This window comes from Pyxidicoccus sp. MSG2 (genome assembly GCF_026626705.1).
GTDB lineage: Bacteria > Myxococcota > Myxococcia > Myxococcales > Myxococcaceae > Myxococcus.
The window spans coordinates 186,724-202,489 of sequence record NZ_JAPNKC010000001.1 but is presented as its reverse complement, the minus strand read 5'-3'; the positions used below and the strand labels follow the sequence as shown (position 1 = coordinate 202,489).

At 65.9% G+C, this 15,766-nt stretch carries 28 protein-coding genes; all 28 read left to right on the top strand.

All coding sequences use genetic code 11. The features are described 5' to 3' along the window. Positions 1-85: 85 nt before the first annotated feature. Positions 86-1,276, top strand: a complete 1,191-nt coding sequence (tuf, locus tag OV427_RS00860) for an elongation factor Tu (RefSeq protein ID WP_267854207.1) — start codon at positions 86-88, stop codon at positions 1,274-1,276. Positions 1,277-1,475: 199 nt separating this feature from the next. Continuing rightward, positions 1,476-1,784 (top strand): 30S ribosomal protein S10, encoded by a 309-nt coding sequence (gene rpsJ / locus OV427_RS00855; protein WP_002633608.1) that lies wholly within the window; start codon positions 1,476-1,478, stop codon positions 1,782-1,784. A gap of 52 nt (positions 1,785-1,836) precedes the next feature. After that, the gene (gene rplD, locus OV427_RS00850; RefSeq protein WP_163989328.1) at positions 1,837-2,460 is read left to right on the top strand and encodes a 50S ribosomal protein L4; all 624 of its coding nucleotides are present in this window, start codon (positions 1,837-1,839) and stop codon (positions 2,458-2,460) included. Further along, positions 2,457-2,750 carry a 50S ribosomal protein L23 gene (locus OV427_RS00845; protein ID WP_267854206.1) on the top strand — a complete coding sequence of 98 codons (294 nt, stop codon included), beginning with the start codon at positions 2,457-2,459 and terminating at the stop codon, positions 2,748-2,750. Before rplD ends, OV427_RS00845 begins: the two co-directional genes overlap by 4 nt. A 36-nt stretch (positions 2,751-2,786) precedes the next feature. Continuing rightward, entirely contained in the window at positions 2,787-3,632 is an 846-nt protein-coding gene (gene rplB, locus OV427_RS00840; protein ID WP_267854205.1) for a 50S ribosomal protein L2, read from the top strand. A gap of 14 nt (positions 3,633-3,646) precedes the next feature. After that, the gene (gene rpsS, locus OV427_RS00835) at positions 3,647-3,934 is read left to right on the top strand and encodes a 30S ribosomal protein S19 (protein ID WP_046714300.1); all 288 of its coding nucleotides are present in this window, start codon (positions 3,647-3,649) and stop codon (positions 3,932-3,934) included. A gap of 35 nt (positions 3,935-3,969) precedes the next feature. Continuing rightward, positions 3,970-4,317, top strand: a complete 348-nt coding sequence (gene rplV, locus OV427_RS00830) for a 50S ribosomal protein L22 (RefSeq protein WP_163989322.1) — start codon at positions 3,970-3,972, stop codon at positions 4,315-4,317. 41 nt (positions 4,318-4,358) lie between these two features. Next, positions 4,359-5,021 carry a 30S ribosomal protein S3 gene (gene rpsC / locus OV427_RS00825; protein WP_002633602.1) on the top strand — a complete coding sequence of 221 codons (663 nt, stop codon included), beginning with the start codon at positions 4,359-4,361 and terminating at the stop codon, positions 5,019-5,021. 65 nt (positions 5,022-5,086) lie between these two features. Further along, positions 5,087-5,506: a 50S ribosomal protein L16 gene (rplP, locus tag OV427_RS00820; RefSeq protein ID WP_163989320.1), complete on the top strand. Its 420-nt coding sequence runs from the start codon at positions 5,087-5,089 to the stop codon at positions 5,504-5,506. Positions 5,507-5,552: 46 nt separating this feature from the next. Next, positions 5,553-5,771 (top strand): 50S ribosomal protein L29, encoded by a 219-nt coding sequence (rpmC, locus tag OV427_RS00815; RefSeq protein ID WP_267854204.1) that lies wholly within the window; start codon positions 5,553-5,555, stop codon positions 5,769-5,771. A gap of 93 nt (positions 5,772-5,864) precedes the next feature. Next, positions 5,865-6,179 carry a 30S ribosomal protein S17 gene (gene rpsQ, locus OV427_RS00810; protein WP_267854203.1) on the top strand — a complete coding sequence of 105 codons (315 nt, stop codon included), beginning with the start codon at positions 5,865-5,867 and terminating at the stop codon, positions 6,177-6,179. Positions 6,180-6,208: 29 nt separating this feature from the next. Further along, positions 6,209-6,577: a 50S ribosomal protein L14 gene (gene rplN / locus OV427_RS00805; protein WP_120210006.1), complete on the top strand. Its 369-nt coding sequence runs from the start codon at positions 6,209-6,211 to the stop codon at positions 6,575-6,577. A 41-nt stretch (positions 6,578-6,618) separates the two neighbouring features. Next, positions 6,619-6,954 (top strand): 50S ribosomal protein L24, encoded by a 336-nt coding sequence (rplX, locus tag OV427_RS00800; RefSeq protein WP_163989314.1) that lies wholly within the window; start codon positions 6,619-6,621, stop codon positions 6,952-6,954. 303 nt (positions 6,955-7,257) lie between these two features. After that, the gene (gene rplE / locus OV427_RS00795; RefSeq protein WP_267863336.1) at positions 7,258-7,788 is read left to right on the top strand and encodes a 50S ribosomal protein L5; all 531 of its coding nucleotides are present in this window, start codon (positions 7,258-7,260) and stop codon (positions 7,786-7,788) included. A 25-nt stretch (positions 7,789-7,813) separates the two neighbouring features. Next, a complete protein-coding gene (locus OV427_RS00790; protein ID WP_015350175.1) occupies positions 7,814-7,999 on the top strand; it encodes a type Z 30S ribosomal protein S14 in 186 nt (61 codons plus the stop codon). Between the two features lie 193 nt (positions 8,000-8,192). Further along, on the top strand, positions 8,193-8,591 hold the full coding sequence (gene rpsH / locus OV427_RS00785; RefSeq protein WP_163989310.1) for a 30S ribosomal protein S8: 399 nt from the start codon (positions 8,193-8,195) through the stop codon (positions 8,589-8,591). 64 nt (positions 8,592-8,655) lie between these two features. Next, entirely contained in the window at positions 8,656-9,222 is a 567-nt protein-coding gene (rplF, locus tag OV427_RS00780) for a 50S ribosomal protein L6 (protein WP_267854202.1), read from the top strand. A gap of 108 nt (positions 9,223-9,330) precedes the next feature. Further along, entirely contained in the window at positions 9,331-9,687 is a 357-nt protein-coding gene (gene rplR, locus OV427_RS00775) for a 50S ribosomal protein L18 (protein ID WP_267854201.1), read from the top strand. Between the two features lie 22 nt (positions 9,688-9,709). Further along, the gene (gene rpsE, locus OV427_RS00770; RefSeq protein WP_163989304.1) at positions 9,710-10,231 is read left to right on the top strand and encodes a 30S ribosomal protein S5; all 522 of its coding nucleotides are present in this window, start codon (positions 9,710-9,712) and stop codon (positions 10,229-10,231) included. Between the two features lie 2 nt (positions 10,232-10,233). Then, positions 10,234-10,503, top strand: coding sequence for a 50S ribosomal protein L30 (gene rpmD / locus OV427_RS00765; protein ID WP_163989302.1), 270 nt, complete (start codon positions 10,234-10,236; stop codon positions 10,501-10,503). Positions 10,504-10,523: 20 nt separating this feature from the next. Continuing rightward, complete coding sequence (gene rplO, locus OV427_RS00760) at positions 10,524-11,051, top strand: 50S ribosomal protein L15 (protein ID WP_267854200.1); 528 nt, start codon at positions 10,524-10,526, stop codon at positions 11,049-11,051. 134 nt (positions 11,052-11,185) lie between these two features. Further along, a complete protein-coding gene (secY, locus tag OV427_RS00755) occupies positions 11,186-12,532 on the top strand; it encodes a preprotein translocase subunit SecY (protein WP_267854199.1) in 1,347 nt (448 codons plus the stop codon). Between the two features lie 162 nt (positions 12,533-12,694). Continuing rightward, positions 12,695-13,342, top strand: coding sequence for an adenylate kinase (locus OV427_RS00750; protein ID WP_267854198.1), 648 nt, complete (start codon positions 12,695-12,697; stop codon positions 13,340-13,342). Positions 13,343-13,436: 94 nt separating this feature from the next. Then, a complete protein-coding gene (gene map / locus OV427_RS00745; protein WP_267854197.1) occupies positions 13,437-14,195 on the top strand; it encodes a type I methionyl aminopeptidase in 759 nt (252 codons plus the stop codon). 151 nt (positions 14,196-14,346) lie between these two features. Next, positions 14,347-14,565, top strand: coding sequence for a translation initiation factor IF-1 (gene infA / locus OV427_RS00740; RefSeq protein ID WP_002614803.1), 219 nt, complete (start codon positions 14,347-14,349; stop codon positions 14,563-14,565). 73 nt (positions 14,566-14,638) lie between these two features. Then, a complete protein-coding gene (gene rpmJ, locus OV427_RS00735; RefSeq protein ID WP_002633586.1) occupies positions 14,639-14,755 on the top strand; it encodes a 50S ribosomal protein L36 in 117 nt (38 codons plus the stop codon). A 54-nt stretch (positions 14,756-14,809) separates the two neighbouring features. Next, a complete protein-coding gene (rpsM, locus tag OV427_RS00730; protein ID WP_163989292.1) occupies positions 14,810-15,193 on the top strand; it encodes a 30S ribosomal protein S13 in 384 nt (127 codons plus the stop codon). A gap of 60 nt (positions 15,194-15,253) precedes the next feature. Next, the gene (gene rpsK, locus OV427_RS00725; RefSeq protein WP_267854196.1) at positions 15,254-15,697 is read left to right on the top strand and encodes a 30S ribosomal protein S11; all 444 of its coding nucleotides are present in this window, start codon (positions 15,254-15,256) and stop codon (positions 15,695-15,697) included. Positions 15,698-15,766 lie beyond the last annotated feature (69 nt).

Below are 15,766 nucleotides of genomic sequence, written 5' to 3'. Positions count from 1 at the left end.
AGCAGGACGCAGCACCTTCGCAGTTGAATTCCGAGATTGAGACGCGCGCCGGGTCCATTGACCGGCAGCCCCGCGAGGAGAGGTCATGGCCAAGGAGAAGTTCGAGCGTAACAAGCCCCACGTGAACATCGGCACGATCGGACACGTGGACCACGGCAAGACGTCGCTGACGGCCGCCATCACCAAGGTGCTGGCGAAGACGGGCGGCGCCACGTTCATGGCGTACGACCAGATCGACAAGGCGCCGGAGGAGCGTGAGCGCGGTATCACCATCTCCACCGCGCACGTGGAGTACCAGACGAAGAACCGGCACTACGCCCACGTCGACTGTCCGGGCCACGCCGACTACGTCAAGAACATGATTACCGGCGCGGCGCAGATGGACGGCGCCATCCTGGTGGTTTCGGCCGCGGACGGCCCGATGCCCCAGACGCGTGAGCACATCCTCCTGGCCCGCCAGGTCGGCGTGCCCTACATCGTCGTCTTCCTGAACAAGGTGGACATGCTGGACGACCCCGAGCTGCGCGAGCTCGTGGAGATGGAAGTCCGGGACCTGCTCAAGAAGTACGAGTTCCCCGGCGACACCATCCCCATCGTCCCCGGTTCGGCCCTCAAGGCGCTGGAGGGTGACACCAGCGACATCGGCGAGCCTGCCATCCTGAAGCTGATGGAGGCGGTGGACAGCTACATCCCCACCCCGCAGCGCGCCACCGACAAGCCCTTCCTGATGCCGGTGGAAGACGTCTTCTCCATCGCCGGTCGTGGCACGGTGGCCACCGGCCGCGTCGAGCGCGGCAAGGTGAAGGTCGGCGAGGAAGTCGAAGTCGTCGGCCTGCGCCCCACGCAGAAGACGGTGGTGACGGGCGTGGAGATGTTCCGCAAGCTGCTCGATGAGGGCATGGCGGGCGACAACATCGGCGCGCTGGTGCGCGGCCTGAAGCGTGAGGACCTGGAGCGCGGCCAGGTGCTGGCCAAGCCGGGCAGCATCACCCCGCACACCAAGTTCAAGGCGCAGATCTACGTCCTCTCGAAGGAGGAGGGTGGTCGTCACACCCCGTTCTTCAAGGGCTACCGTCCCCAGTTCTACTTCCGCACCACGGACGTGACGGGCACGGTGAAGCTGCCGGACAACGTGGAAATGGTGATGCCGGGCGACAACATCGCCATCGAGGTGGAGCTCATCACCCCGGTGGCCATGGAGAAGGAGCTCCGGTTCGCCGTCCGTGAGGGCGGTCGTACCGTGGGCGCCGGCGTGGTGGCCGAAATCATCGAGTAGAAGCCCTCCACCGGCTCCCTGAGACCCCATGGGTGGGAATTTTCAGGGAGCCGGAGGAAATCCAGTTGCATACCCCCGGCGCGGGATGGTAATCACCGCGCCCCTTCGTTCCGAAGAAACGGCTCTGTGAAATCCAGGGGACGTAAGTCGTAACGCCGCCCGAGGCACAGGCAGGGCTCGTTCTAAGAGGTTCTTGCGAATGGCGACACAGAAGATCCGCATCCGGTTGAAGGCGTACGACTCGAAGCTCCTGGACCAGAGTGCTGGGGAGATCGTCGAGACGGCCAAGCGCACGGGCGCGAAGGTAGCCGGTCCGATCCCCCTGCCGACGCGCATCAACAAGTTCACCGTGCTGCGGTCTCCGCACGTGGACAAGAAGAGCCGCGAGCAGTTCGAGATCCGCACTCACAAGCGCCTGCTCGACATCCTCGAGCCCACGCAGCAGACGTTGGATGCGCTCATGAAGCTGGATCTGTCGGCCGGCGTTGACGTCGAGATCAAGTCCTAGGAAGCGGGTGGGCGTTCGAGTGGTTTCACTCCGACCCCGCGAGGAAAGTGCCATGGCGAAGTTTGACGTTGTCGACCTGGATTTGAAGAAGGTGTCGGAGATCGAGCTCTCCGACGACGTGTTTGGCGCCGAGCCGAACACCCACCTCTTTTACGAGGTGGCGAAGATGCAGCAGATCAACCGGCGTCGCGGCACGGTGGGGGTGAAGAACACCTCGCTGGTCAGCGGCGGCGGCAAGAAGCCCTGGAAGCAGAAGGGCACCGGCCGCGCCCGCCAGGGCTCCATCCGCGCTTCCCACTGGGTGGGCGGCGGCAAGGCGATGGCTCCCAAGGCTCGCGACTACTTCTACCGCCCGCCCCGCAAGGTGCGCCGCGGTGCCCTGAAGTCCGCTCTGTCCCTGCGGGCCCGCGAGAAGACGCTCATCATCCTGAGCGGCTTCTCCCTGGACGCGCCGAAGAGCAAGCAGGCCTTCGAGGTCCTCACCAAGCGCCTGAAGCTGCAGAACGCGCTGGTGATTGACGACAAGGGCAACACCAACCTGCACCGCAGCGTGCGCAACCTGGCGAAGTTCGACGTGCTGCCTCCCGAGGGTCTCAACCTCGAGGCCGTCCTGCGGCACTCGCACATCGTCCTCACCTCCGCGGCCGCGAAGACCCTCGAGGGGGCGCTGTCATGAATCTGAACGACGTCATCAAGGGCCCGCTCATCACCGAGAAGCTGGACAAGGCCCGCGAGAAGTTCCGGCAGTACTCGTTCATCGTCGACCGCAAGGCCACCAAGCACGACGTGGCCCGCGCGGTGGAGACGCTCTTCAAGGTCACCGTCGAGGGCGTTCGTACCAACGTCGTCCGCGGCAAGGTCAAGCGGGTGGGCCGGAGCATCGGCAAGCGGCCCAACTTCAAGAAGGCGGTCGTCACCCTGAAGCAGGGCGACTCGATCGAGCTCTTCGAGGGAGGGGCGGCCTGACGCTACGGCGTCGAGCCTGCCTGCGAGGAACACACCATGGGCATCAAGAAGTACAAGCCGACTAGCGCCGCCCGCCGTCTGATGACGGTGTCCGACTTCGCGGACATCACCAAGGACTCGCCGGAGAAGAGCCTCACCGCGCCCCTCAAGCGCTCCGGTGGCCGCAACGTCCACGGTCACATCACCCGTCGTCACCAGGGCGGTGGCCACAAGCGCCGCTACCGCATCATCGACTTCAAGCGTCGCGACAAGGACGGCGTGCCGGCCAAGGTCGCCGCGGTGGAGTACGACCCGAACCGCACCGCCAACATCGCGCTGCTGCACTACGCGGACGGCGAGAAGCGCTACATTCTCGCTCCGGTGGGTCTGAGCGTGGGTGACACGGTGTTCGCCGGCGATACGGCGGACATCCGTCCGGGCAACAGCCTTCCGCTGCAGAACATCCCGGTGGGTACCATCATCCACAACGTGGAGCTGAAGCCGGGCCGTGGCGCCCAGGTCATCCGCTCCGCCGGGACGTCCGGCCAGCTGATGGCGAAGGAGGACCGCTACGCGCAGGTCCGCATGCCTTCCGGCACCGTCCGCAAGGTCCTCATCGAGTGCCGCGCCACCGTGGGCCAGGTGGGCAACATCGAGCACGAGATCATCCGCATCGGCAAGGCGGGCAAGAGCCGCTGGCTGGGCATCCGTCCCACCGTCCGCGGTCTGGCGATGAACCCCGTCGACCACCCGCACGGCGGTGGTGAGGGTAAGTCCGGTCAGGGTAACCCGCACCCGGTGTCTCCGTGGGGCAAGAAGACCAAGGGCCTCACCACGCGCACCAACAAGCGCACTGACAAGTTCATCGTGAGCGGCCGCCGCCAGGGCGCGCGCAGCCAGTAAGAGGATCGCAAGTCATGGCTCGTTCGATCAAGAAGGGTCCGTTCGTCGACGATTTCCTCGTGAAGAAGATCGAGGACATGATCAAGACGAACAAGAAGACCGTCGTAAAGACGTGGTCGCGGCGCTCCACCATTCTTCCGGAGTTCGTGGGCCACACCTTCGCGGTGCACAACGGGAAGAAGTTCATCCCGGTGTTCGTCACGGAGAACATGGTGGGCCACAAGCTCGGCGAGTTCGCCCCGACCCGTACGTTCGGTGGTCACTCGGCGGAGAAGAAGGTCGCCAAGGCCCCGGGCAAGTAGCCTGGCGCATTGCCTGAGAGCCTGAGGAGAAGACCATGGAGTCGACTGCACATCTGCGTTTCCTGCGCATGAGCCCCCGCAAGATTTCCACCGTTGCGGCGCTCATCCGGGGCAAGCCTGTCGAGGCGGCCCTCAACATCCTGAAGTTCACCAAGCGCGCCGCGGCCAAGCCGGTGGAGACGCTCATCAAGAGCGCCGTGGCCAACGCGACGGACAAGTCCAAGGGGCAGGTCGACGTGGACACGCTCTACGTGAAGACCATCTCCGTGGACCAGGGTCCCACCCAGCGCCGGTTCATGCCGCGCGCCATGGGTCGGGCCACCCCGATCAAGAAGAAGACGGCCCACGTTCACGTGGTGCTGGCCGAGGCGAAGAAGAAGTAGGACCCGTCGGGCCCCGCCCGGAACGTTCAAGGAGATTCACGTTGGGACAGAAAGTTCATCCGATCGGGTTCCGGCTCGGCGTCATCAAGACCTGGGACTCCAAGTGGTTCGAGCACAAGAACTACGCTCAGTGGCTCCATGAGGACATCCGCATCCGCGAGTTCGTGAAGAAGTCGCTGAACCACGCGGGCGTGTCCAAGGTGGAGATCGAGCGCGCCGCCAACAAGGTGAAGGTCAACGTCCACACCGCGCGTCCGGGTATCGTCATCGGCAAGCGCGGCGCGGGCATCGAGACGGTGAAGAAGGACCTCCAGCAGTTCACGAAGAACGAGGTCTTCCTCAACATCGTCGAGGTCCGCAAGGCGGAGACCGACGCCCAGCTCGTGGCGGAGAACATTGCCACGCAGCTCGAGCGCCGCATCGCGTTCCGCCGCGCCATGAAGAAGGCCCTGCAGACGGCGATGAAGTTCGGCGCCAAGGGCATTCGCGTGGCCTGCTCGGGCCGCCTCGGTGGCGCGGAGATGGCGCGCTACGAGTGGTACCGCGAGGGTCGCGTGCCCCTGCACACCCTGCGCGCGGACATCGACTACGGCTTCGCCGAGGCCAAGACGACCTACGGCAAGATCGGCTGCAAGGTCTGGGTCTGCAAGGGCGAGGTCCTCCCCGGCAAGGGTGGCCAGGCCCCCATGCCCTCCAACCGGTAATCAGCCCACCCGCGCCGGACTGCCCGTGAGGGCCGTCCGGAGCAGGGCGACCAAGGACAGCGACGATGCTTCAGCCTGCTCGTACCAAATACCGCAAGATGCACAAGGGCCGCACCCCGGGCGCTGCTCACCGTGGTAGCGACATGACCTACGGTGAGTACGGTCTCGTGAGCCTCCAGCCGGGGTGGATCACCTCCCGGCAGATCGAGGCGGCCCGTATCGCGATGACCCGCCACGTGAAGCGCGGCGGCAAGATCTGGATCCGTATCTTCCCGGACAAGCCCATCACCAAGAAGCCCGCCGAGACCCGTATGGGTACCGGTAAGGGTGGCGTGGAGTACTACGTCGCGGTGGTGAAGCCCGGCCGTATCCTCTACGAGATGGAGGGTATGACGCGCGAGGTGGCCACCGGGGCGCTGAAGCTGGCGCAGGCCAAGCTGCCGGTGCTCACGAAGATCGTGACCCGTGCGGACCTGAGCCTCTAGGCATACAGCGGCGGGTGCCGGTCTCGCGGCCGGCTCCCGCTCGCATGTGGAGATTGCAATGGCGACTGCGAAGGAACTGAAGGAACTGTCCGCGGAGGACCTGCAGCGGCGCGCGACCGAGTTGCGCGACACGCTGTTCCAGGACCAGCTGAAGCGGCGTACGGGCTCGCTGGACAGCCCGTCCGAGCGCACCCAGCACCGCCGCGACCTGGCCCGCGTGCTGACCGTCATGACCCAGAAGGTCAAGGCGGCGAAGCAGGGCTGAGAAGTCAAACCTCCAAGCGCGCTCTGTGGTAGGAGCGCGCGCGGCCATCCGGGCCCTGAAGGCCCGGGTGCATGAGAGACAGTGAGACTGAAGATGGCTGAAGCGACCGAGACGCCCGCTCCCGAGACCTCCACCCGCGGCCGTCCCAAGACGCGCGTGGGTATCGTCACCTCCAACAAGATGCAGAAGACGGTGGTCGTCACCGTCCAGCGTCGGGCTCCCCACCCGAAGTACGGGAAGATCATGAGCCTGCGCGAGAAGTACAAGGCGCACGTGGAGGACCACGACTACCCCAAGAAGGTCACCATCAACGAGGGTGATCGGGTCCGGATCGCCGAGACCAAGCCCGCGTCGAAGGACAAGCGCTGGCGCGTGGTCGAGGTGCTGGAGAAGAGCAAGAACGTCTAGCACGCACCCGGCGACAAGGAGACTTCCAGATGATTCAGATGACCAGCGTGCTCGACGTTGCCGACAACTCGGGCGCGAAGAAGGTGTTTTGCATCAAGGTGCTCGGCGGCTCGAAGCGCAAGTACGCGTCCATCGGCGATGTCATCGTCGTGTCCATCCGCGAGGCGCTGCCCAACTCGAAGGTGAAGAAGGGTGACGTGGCCAAGGCCGTCATCGTCCGCACCAAGCGCGAGGTGGGTCGGGCCGACGGCAGCTACATCAAGTTCGATGGCAACTCCGCCGTCCTCATCAACAAGGACATGGAGCCCATTGGTACGCGCATCTTCGGGCCGGTGGCCCGTGAGCTCCGCGCCCGCAAGTTCATGAAGATCATCTCGCTGGCGCCCGAAGTCCTCTAAGGACAGCAGGCCGGACGGCGAGCAGCCAGAGAGAGGAAGCCATGCAGAAGCTGAAGGTGGGTGACACGGTCCAGGTCATGGCCGGGGCCGAGGCCTCCGAGAAGAACCCGGCGACCAAGCGCGGCAAGATCCTGAAGATCGATCGCGAGGCAGAGCGCGTGACGGTCGAAGGGCTGCGCCTGGTGAAGCGGCACATGAAGAAGACGCCGCAGAGCCCGGAGGGCGGAATCGTCGAGAAGCCCGGCACCATCGCCCTGGCGAATGTCCAGGTGGTGTGTGCCAAGTGCGACAAGCCGACGCGAGTGGGCTTCCGCACCGAGGGTGAGGACGGGAAGAAGAAGCGGTTCTGCAAGAACTGCGACGCCCTGATTGACTAGGTAGCCGCGTTGGTGCATGTATGCGCGCCCTTCGCCCTCCCGGGTGGGAGGATAGGTGGGCGTGCAGGCATGGAGGGCCCGTGGAGCATCGGGGGCCCTCGCGGTGTTTCCAGGTTCCATACGAAGGACTGATCGGGCGCGCTGGGTCCACGACGGCGCTCCGAAGCAGAGGACAGGACGATGGCTGACGAGAAGAAGCCCGAGCAGAAGGAAAAGAAGGCGAAGCGGGGCAAGAAGGAAGAGGCCAAGAAGGTTGGCTTCGCGGCGAACATCGAGGAAGGCCTCGAGTCCAAGCCGGCCCGCATGAAGGTCCGCTTCTTCAAGGAGGGCGTGCCCGCCCTGATGAAGGAGCTGAACCTCAAGAACCCGATGCAGGTTCCCCGCCTTGAGAAGATCGTCGTCAACATGGGTCTGGGCGAGGCGCTCGCCAACAACAAGATCCTGGAGTCGGCGGTGGATCAGCTCGCGGCGATCACCGGCCAGAAGCCGATCGTCACGCGCGCCCGCAAGTCCATCGCGAACTTCAAGCTGCGCCAGGGCCAGGCCATCGGCACCGCCGTGACGCTGCGTGGCGAGCGCATGTACGAGTTCATGGACCGCCTCATCACCGTGGCGCTGCCGCGCGTGCGTGACTTCAAGGGCGTGTCCCCCAAGGCTTTCGACGGGAATGGCAACTACACGCTCGGCATCCGCGAGCAGATCATCTTCCCCGAAATCAACTACGACCAGATCGAGAAGGTGAAGGGGCTCAACATCAGCTTCGTCACCACGGCCGCGAACGATGAGCAGGGGCTGGCGCTGATGCGTCACTTCGGCATGCCGTTCCGCCAGTAGCCCTCGAGCCAAGGACCCGAAGACAATGGCCAAGCTCTCCAAGATTGCCCAGGCAAAGCGCAAGCCGAAGTTCGCCGTGCGCCAGTACAACCGCTGCCCGCTGTGCGGTCGGCCCCGTGCGTTCCTGCGCAAGTTCAAGATGTGCCGTATCTGCCTGCGCAACCGCGCGCTGCGCGGCGAAATCACCGGCGTCACCAAGTCGTCCTGGTAGCCGGAAGGGCAGGGCGCCTGGCGGGCTCGTGAGGGCTTGATAGGCGCCCTGGACGTGCTCCGGAAGGAGCACGCCCTGGAAGTTCCGCTGTACGGAAGTGGCAGTCGCCTCGAACCCCCGGGATGGGCCCGGCAGGCGTGGCGGTTGCGAACGCGGGGTGCCCGGGAAGGGGCCCTGCCTCGGAAGGTATCCCATGCCGGTCAATGATCCCGTCGGCGACATGCTGACCCGCCTGCGCAACGCCTCGCGTGCGCGGCACGACAAGGTCGTCATTCCCCACTCGAAGCTCAAGCTCGAGATCATCAAGGTCCTCAAGGACGAGGGCTACATCGGTGAGTTCACCGTTCACGAGCTCAAGCCCCAGAACGAGATCACCGTTCAGCTGAAGTACGGCCCGGACCGTGCGCCCGCCATCACCGGCATCCGCCGCGTGTCGAAGCCGGGTCTGCGCCGCTACGTGAATTCGCGTGAGATTCCGCAGGTGCTGGGTGGCCTGGGCATCTCCGTCCTCTCCACCTCGCGCGGCATCATGGTGGACACCGAGGCCCGCAAGCAGAAGGTCGGCGGCGAGCTGCTCTGCACCGTCTACTAGCCAGCAGCCCAGGTGTGGCGCCCCGTGAGGGAGCGCCCCCCGGGCATACAGGACCGAGGCAATCATGAGTCGGATTGGAAAACTGGCAATCAAGCTCGGCGACAAGACGAAGGCCACCGTCGCCGGCCAGCAGGTGAACTTCGAGGGCCCCAAGGGCAAGCTGTCCGTGAAGCTGCCCGCCCGGGTCAAGGTGGAGGTCAAGGACGGCCAGGTGACGGTGCAGCGCGAGGACGACTCTCGCGAGGCCCGCAGCCTGCACGGCCTGACGCGCACCATCCTCGCGAACGCCGCCAAGGGCGTGTCCACGGGCTTCGAGAAGAAGCTGGACATCCGCGGCGTCGGTTTCCGCGCCGAGGTGAAGGGCAAGGCCATCCACTTCGCCCTGGGTTACTCGCACCCGGTGGTGTTCAACCTGCCGGAGGGCGTGACGGCCGAGGTCGACAAGGCGTCGCGTACCGAGGACAGCCTCCCCACCGTGGGGCTGACGCTGCGCTCCGCGGACAAGGAAGTACTGGGGGCCACGGCGGTGAACATCCGCTCGCTGCGCCCGCCCGAGCCCTATAAGGGCAAGGGCATCAAGTACTCCGAGGAGCGCATCCGCCGTAAGGAGGGCAAGACCGGAACGACCTAGTCGTCCCGTCTGTCCTGAGTGTTCCAAACCCCGCCGGGCCCGCTGGGCCTGGCGGCATCATCCGGCGGCGGAAGGCCGCATCGCCACCGGACGGAAAAGGAAGCAGCCATGGCATCGAAGATCGAACAGCGCCTCAAGAGGAAGAACCGCATCCGCAAGAAGCTGTCGGGCACGACAGAGCGGCCGCGGCTCACCGTCTACAAGAGCCTCAAGCACATCTACGCCCAGGTGGTGGACGACACCACGGGCCGCACCCTCGCGTTTGCTTCGTCGCTGTCCAAGGACCTGAAGGGTCAGGACGAGGGCGACAAGAAGGCGGACGCGAAGCGCGTGGGCACCCTGATTGCGCAGAAGTGCAAGGCCGCCAACGTCGAGGCGGTGGTGTTCGACCGCAACGGCTTCCCCTATCACGGGCGCATCGCCGCCGTGGCCGACGCCGCGCGCGAGGCCGGGCTGAAGTTCTAAGAATTCGAAAGGAATCCCCCAAGTGGCAACTCCGATCAATCCGAACGATCTGGACCTCACCGACCGCGTGGTGAACATCAACCGCGTGGCCAAGGTCGTGAAGGGCGGCCGTCGTTTCTCGTTCGCCGCCCTCGTGGTGGTGGGGGACGGCGCCGGGCACGTGGGCGTCGGCCTGGGCAAGGCCAACGAGGTCCCCGAGGCCATCCGCAAGGGTGGCGAGAACGCGAAGAAGAACCTGTTCCGGGTTCCGCTGATGGGTCACACCATCCCGCACGAGGTGCTCGGGCACTTCGGCGCCGGGTGGGTGCTCCTGAAGCCGGCCAGCCAGGGTACGGGCGTCATCGCCGGCGGCGCGGTTCGCGCGGTGCTGGAGGCGGCGGGCATCCGCAACATCCTGACCAAGAGCCAGGGCTCGCGGAACCCGCACAACGTGCTGAAGGCCACGGTGGCCGGCCTGAAGATGCTGCGCAGCGCGGAGCAGGTGTCCCGTCTGCGTGGCAAGGACGTCGAGGCGACGAAGCTCGCCGGCGAGCAGAGGACCTAAACATGGCGCTCAAGGTCAAGCTGGTGAAGAGCTTTTCGGGGTCCTCTGGCGAGATGCTGGAGACCATCCGTGGGCTGGGCCTGAAGAAGTTCGGCGAGGAGCGCATCCTGAAGGACACCCCGTCCGTTCGCGGCATGGTGTTCAAGGTGAAGCACCTGGTCACGCTGGAGACTGTCTCCGGTGAGGCTCCGGCTCCCAAGCGTCGCAAGCCGCGCAAGGTCGCTCTGAAGGAGCGCGCCCGCGCGTATCAGGCCAAGCAGGGCAAGGCCTGAGTCACGAGAGGATTGAGACGATGAGCACTCTGAACAATCTGAAGCGTCCGCCTCGCTCGTGGCACCGCAAGAAGCGCGTGGGCCGCGGCCAGGGTAGCGGTCTGGGCAAGACGGCCGGCCGTGGTGGCAAGGGCCAGAAGGCCCGCTCCGGCAACATGCGGTTCGAGGGCTTCGAGGGCGGCCAGAGCCCCCTCCAGCGCCGCCTGCCGAAGTTCGGCTTCAACTCGCCCAACCGCACCGTGTACGCGGTGGTGAACCTGGCGGACGTCGAGCAGCACTTCGACGCTGGCGCCACGGTGGACGAGGCCGCGCTGAAGAAGGTGGGCCTGGTCAAGGGCCGCTACCACGGCGTGAAGTTGCTGGCCCAGGGCGGGCTGACCAAGAAGGTCACCGTCCGGGTCCACAAGGCCTCCGAGGCGGCGAAGTCCGCCGTCCAGCAGGCGGGCGGCGCCGTCGAGGAGCTGCCGCTGATGGCCCACAAGCCGGAGGCGGCCGCCAAGGCGCACTCTGGCAAGGGCGTCAAGGCGCCCCGGCAGCCCAAGGCCTGAGCGTGTCCGGCGCGCATCACTTGTCGGTGGTGCGCGCCTTTTCGCTTGTGTAGGCTTCTGCGCCCCTTTCCCGCTCGTGGAACAGGGGCGTTTTGTCGTCCTGGCAGAACCCTCTCGAAGAGGATGGCTACCCCGTGGCTTTCAACGCCTTCGCCAACGTCTTCCGTATCGCGGAGCTGCGCAGCCGGCTCGCGTATACGCTCTTGCTGCTCGCCGTCTATCGCATCGGCATCTTCATCAACACGCCGGGCGTGGACCGCGCAGCGATGAACGCGTTCATGGAGGCCCAGAAGCAGTCGGGTGGCCTCGTGTCGCTGTTCAACCTCTTCTCCGGCGGCGCGCTGGAGCAGATGTCCATCTTCGGTCTGGGCATCATGCCGTACGTCAGCGCCTCCATCATCATGCAGCTCCTGGCGGTGGTGGTGCCCAGCCTCGAGCGGCTCCAGAAGGAGGGCGCCGGCGGGCGCCAGAAGATCAACCAGTACACCCGCTACGGCACCATCGTCCTGTCCGTCATCCAGGGCATCGGCATCTCCCGGTGGCTGGCGTCGCTCGGGCGCTCCGACGGCGGACAGAGCGGGTTCAACCAGGTCGTCGTCCCGGACGACAGCGCCTGGTTCACCTTCATGACGGTCATCAGCCTGACGGCGGGCACGGCCTTCATCATGTGGCTGGGTGAGCGCATCACCGAGCGCGGCATCGGCAATGGAATCTCCCTCATCATCTTCGCCGGCATCGTGGCCCGCCTGGTCCCCGGTGGAAAGACGCTGCTGGACCTGACGAGCCAGGAGGTCATCGCGGTGGCCGAGGTGCTGGGGCTGCTGGCCTTCATGCTCCTCATCATCGGGGTGGTGGTCTACGTCGAGCGCGGCATGCGGCGCATTCCCATCCAGTACGCCAAGCGAATGGCGGGACGGCGGATGTTCGCGGGGCAGGCCACGTACTTCCCCATGAAGGTGAACACCTCCGGCGTGATTCCGCCCATCTTCGCCGGCGCGGTGCTGTCCTTCCCGGCCACGCTGGGCACCTGGTTCCCGTTCCTCCAGGACTTCCAGCGCGCCATCGAAGGCAACCTGTGGATCTACAACGGGCTGTTCGTCCTCCTGGTCATCTTCTTCGCGTACTTCTACACGGCGCTGACGTTCCGGCCGGATGACGTCGCGGACAACATCAAGAAGCAGGGTGGCTACATTCCCGGCATCCGTCCGGGTCGCCAGACGGCGGAGTTCATCGAGCGCGTGCTCAACCGGCTCACCTTTGGTGGCGCGCTCTACCTGGCCGTCATCTGCGTGATTCCGTCCGTCATCAGCGGCCTGCTGGGGGTGCAGTTCACCTTCGGTGGCACGGCGCTGCTCATCGTCGTGGGCGTGGCGCTGGACACGGTGCAGCAGATCGAGGGTCACCTCATCAGCCGCAACTACGAGGGCTTCGCGGGCCCCCGCGGTCCGCGGATCCGCGGCCGGGTGCGCGCGGCGGCCTGAGTCTCAGGGCGTAAGTTCCGGGCGCCTCTTCCCGTCGCGGGGAGGGGCGCCTCGTCGTTCCAGGGTAATGTCGTTCAGGGGTATTCGGTGGTGCACACGGGGGGCCCTCGGAGGTTTGTGGCCGACGACTTCCGTGCCTTCCTTCGGAGCTGAGAGGAGCACATGAACCTGATCCTGTTGGGGCCGCCGAACGCGGGGAAGGGAACCCAGGCGAAGAAGCTGTATGGGGACTTCCACATCCCGCAGATCTCCACCGGTGACATCCTCCGCAAGGCGGTGGCGGATGGGACGGAGCTGGGGAAGGTCGCGGGGCCGCTGATGGCCGCGGGGCAGTACGTGCCCGACGATGTCGTCATCGGCATCGTCGAGGAGCGCTTGAAGCAGCCGGACGTGGCCAGCGGCTTCGTGCTGGATGGCTTCCCGCGCACGCCGGGCCAGGCGGAGGCGCTGGACCGGATGCTGGCGCGCCTGGGCAAGCAGCTCGACGCGGTCATCTCGCTCGAGGTGCCGCACGCCAAGCTGGTGGAGCGGGGCTCCGGGCGGCGCGTGTGTCCCAATGACGGCAGCGTCTACCACGTCTACCAGAGCCCCCCGAAGCGGGCGGGCTACTGCGACAAGTGCAACGCGGGGCTGGTCCAGCGCCCCGACGACATGCCGGACGTGATTGAGAAGCGCCTGCAGAAGTACGACGCGGAGACGGCCCCGCTGAAGGCCTTCTACGCGAAGAAGGGCGTCCTCAAGAGCGTGGACGGCGTGGGCTCGCCGGAAGGCATCTACGAGGAAATCAAGGCCGCCGCGGGCAAGGGCTGAGCGGAGGCCGGGCGGGCGGGGAGGGGGCTCTTGCGGCGCCTCTCTCCGCTGCCCACCCGTTCCCAGGAGGCCCTGCCGGGCCCGGGACACGTGAATGAGCCAGGTCGGCATCAAGAGCCCGGAGGAGATTGCCCTCATGCGCCAGGCGGGGCGCATCGTGTGCGAAATCCTGGACGCGCTCGAGAAGGCCGTGGCGCCCGGCGTCACCACCTGGGAGCTGGACGCCCTGGCCGCGGAGCTCACGGCCCGGAAGGGGGCCAGGCCGGCGTTCAAGGGGTACCTCGGCTTCCCATGTGTGCTGTGTGCCTCCATCAACGAGGAGGTGGTCCACGGCATCCCCAGCCGGACGCGGAAGCTGGCGGAGGGCGACCTGATGAAGCTCGACTTCGGGGTGGTGTACCGGGGCTTCTTCGGGGACTCGGCGAGGACGGTGCCGGTGGGGAAGGTGAGCTCGGCGGCCCGGGCCCTGGTGGACACCACCCGGGAGTCGCTCCACAAGGCCATCCAGGCGATGAAACCGGGCAACCACCTGGGGGATATCGGGCATGCGGTGCAGCGCCATGTCGAGGCACGGGGGTACTCGGTGGCGCGGGGCTTCACGGGGCACGGAATCGGGCGCAAGCTGCATGAGCACCCGCAGGTTCCGAATCATGGCCAGGCGGGTGGGGGCATGAAGCTTCGGGCGGGGATGGTCCTGGCGGTCGAGCCCATGGTCAACCAGGGCACCGACGAGGTGGAGATCCTGGAAGACGAGTGGACGGCCGTCACGGCCGACGGAAAGCTGTCCGCGCACTTCGAGCACACGGTCCTCATCACGGACCACGGCCCCGAGGTGCTCACCCGGAGCATTTGAGGTCGCTCCGACTGCGGGTGAAATACCCTGGTGTTATGGGGGGTTGGTAGGAATCCGAGTTTTGCTGCGCGCGGCGCTTGCCACTTGCGGACCAAAGTGCTATCCCGCCGCGCTTCCAAGAGGTTCGTGGTCCGGGAAGAGAGTCTGCCGCTTGCCGAAGGATGATTCCATCGAAGTCGAGGGGACCGTAATGGAGCCCCTCCCGAACGCGATGTTCCGCGTGGTGCTGGACAACGGCCACAAGGTGCTCGCGCACATTTCGGGCAAGATGAGGATGCACTTCATCCGCATCCTCCCGGGTGACAAGGTGAAGGTCGAGCTGTCTCCGTACGACCTGACGCGCGGTCGGATCACGTACCGGGCGAAGTAGAAGGGCCTTGCCCGCCGGGAATGGCGGGTGGCCCGCTGGGCTTTTCTTTAGCTGAGGAAGGAAGTTCGCTCCCATGAAGGTACGGGCGTCCGTCAAGAAGATCTGCGACAAGTGCAAGGTCGTTCGTCGCAAGGGTATCGTGCGTGTCATCTGCGCTTCGAACCCCCGTCACAAGCAGCGCCAGGGCTAACGGCCAGACGGCCGTTGGCTTCAGACCAACTCCACCCACGAAGGAATACCGAAGATGGCTCGTATCGCCGGCATCGATCTGCCGCCCAACAAGCGTGCAGTGATCTCGCTCCAGTACATCTACGGGATCGGCAACAAGTCCGCGCAAGACATCATCGAGGCGGCGGGCATCGATCCCACCACCCGGACCAAGGACCTCACCGAGGAGCAGGCCCGCAAGATCCGCGAGATCATCGAGGCCAGCTACAAGGTGGAGGGTGACCTGCGTCGCGAGGTCACCATGAACATCAAGCGTCTGATGGACCTGGGCTGCTACCGGGGTCTCCGTCACCGCAAGGGCCTGCCCGTTCGCGGCCAGCGCACCCACACCAACGCGCGTACCCGCAAGGGTCCGAAGCGCGGCATCGTCCGGGCCAAGCCGGCCGCTCCGGCTCGCTAACCCTCAGCGTGGGCCCTCCAGGGGGCCCACGTCGATCACCTTTCAGGAGCAGCAACGCACATGGCTGACGAGACCAATACTTCGGCTGCGGCGCCCGCGGGCGCCGAGGGTGCCGAGGCCCCTGCCGCGAAGAAGGCCAAGCGCAAGGGCAAGAAGAACATCCTCAACGGCGTGGTCCACATCCAGTCCACGTTCAACAACACCATCATCACGATCACGGACGTGTCCGGGAACGTGATCTCCTGGTCCTCGGCCGGGGCGCGTGGCTTCAAGGGAAGCCGCAAGTCCACGCCGTTCGCCGCCCAGGTGGCCGCCGGCGACGCCGCGGCGAAGGCGATGGAGCACGGCCTGAAGAACGTGTCCGTGTTCGTGAAGGGCCCGGGCGCGGGCCGCGAGTCGGCGCTGCGCGCGCTGGCCGCCGCCGGCCTGAAGATCAACCTCATCCGCGACGTGACGCCCATCCCGCACAACGGGTGCCGTCAGCCCAAGCGTCGCCGCGTCTAAACCCTTCGTCGGGCCGCCTTCGCGCCTCGCGGCGTGAGGGCGGCTCCAGAACACCTTCAAGGACCTCTC

What these genes read in the sequence shown, in the direction of transcription:
- rplX (WP_163989314.1), top strand. Translation starts at nt 6,619, where the DNA reads ATGCAGAAGCTGAAGGTGGGTGACACGGTCCAGGTCATGGCCGGGGCC.
- OV427_RS00790 (WP_015350175.1), top strand. Translation starts at nt 7,814, where the DNA reads ATGGCCAAGCTCTCCAAGATTGCCCAGGCAAAGCGCAAGCCGAAGTTC.
- rplN (WP_120210006.1), top strand. Translation starts at nt 6,209, where the DNA reads ATGATTCAGATGACCAGCGTGCTCGACGTTGCCGACAACTCGGGCGCG.
- rpmJ (WP_002633586.1), top strand. Translation starts at nt 14,639, where the DNA reads ATGAAGGTACGGGCGTCCGTCAAGAAGATCTGCGACAAGTGCAAGGTC.
- tuf (WP_267854207.1), top strand. Translation starts at nt 86, where the DNA reads ATGGCCAAGGAGAAGTTCGAGCGTAACAAGCCCCACGTGAACATCGGC.
- rpsS (WP_046714300.1), top strand. Translation starts at nt 3,647, where the DNA reads ATGGCTCGTTCGATCAAGAAGGGTCCGTTCGTCGACGATTTCCTCGTG.
- map (WP_267854197.1), top strand. Translation starts at nt 13,437, where the DNA reads ATGAGCCAGGTCGGCATCAAGAGCCCGGAGGAGATTGCCCTCATGCGC.
- rpsH (WP_163989310.1), top strand. Translation starts at nt 8,193, where the DNA reads ATGCCGGTCAATGATCCCGTCGGCGACATGCTGACCCGCCTGCGCAAC.
- rplP (WP_163989320.1), top strand. Translation starts at nt 5,087, where the DNA reads ATGCTTCAGCCTGCTCGTACCAAATACCGCAAGATGCACAAGGGCCGC.
- rplE (WP_267863336.1), top strand. Translation starts at nt 7,258, where the DNA reads ATGAAGGTCCGCTTCTTCAAGGAGGGCGTGCCCGCCCTGATGAAGGAG.
- rpsJ (WP_002633608.1), top strand. Translation starts at nt 1,476, where the DNA reads ATGGCGACACAGAAGATCCGCATCCGGTTGAAGGCGTACGACTCGAAG.
- rplB (WP_267854205.1), top strand. Translation starts at nt 2,787, where the DNA reads ATGGGCATCAAGAAGTACAAGCCGACTAGCGCCGCCCGCCGTCTGATG.
- rpsQ (WP_267854203.1), top strand. Translation starts at nt 5,865, where the DNA reads ATGGCTGAAGCGACCGAGACGCCCGCTCCCGAGACCTCCACCCGCGGC.
- rpsM (WP_163989292.1), top strand. Translation starts at nt 14,810, where the DNA reads ATGGCTCGTATCGCCGGCATCGATCTGCCGCCCAACAAGCGTGCAGTG.
- OV427_RS00845 (WP_267854206.1), top strand. Translation starts at nt 2,457, where the DNA reads ATGAATCTGAACGACGTCATCAAGGGCCCGCTCATCACCGAGAAGCTG.
- rplO (WP_267854200.1), top strand. Translation starts at nt 10,524, where the DNA reads ATGAGCACTCTGAACAATCTGAAGCGTCCGCCTCGCTCGTGGCACCGC.
- rplV (WP_163989322.1), top strand. Translation starts at nt 3,970, where the DNA reads ATGGAGTCGACTGCACATCTGCGTTTCCTGCGCATGAGCCCCCGCAAG.
- rplD (WP_163989328.1), top strand. Translation starts at nt 1,837, where the DNA reads ATGGCGAAGTTTGACGTTGTCGACCTGGATTTGAAGAAGGTGTCGGAG.
- rplF (WP_267854202.1), top strand. Translation starts at nt 8,656, where the DNA reads ATGAGTCGGATTGGAAAACTGGCAATCAAGCTCGGCGACAAGACGAAG.
- rpsK (WP_267854196.1), top strand. Translation starts at nt 15,254, where the DNA reads ATGGCTGACGAGACCAATACTTCGGCTGCGGCGCCCGCGGGCGCCGAG.
- rplR (WP_267854201.1), top strand. Translation starts at nt 9,331, where the DNA reads ATGGCATCGAAGATCGAACAGCGCCTCAAGAGGAAGAACCGCATCCGC.
- rpmD (WP_163989302.1), top strand. Translation starts at nt 10,234, where the DNA reads ATGGCGCTCAAGGTCAAGCTGGTGAAGAGCTTTTCGGGGTCCTCTGGC.
- OV427_RS00750 (WP_267854198.1), top strand. Translation starts at nt 12,695, where the DNA reads ATGAACCTGATCCTGTTGGGGCCGCCGAACGCGGGGAAGGGAACCCAG.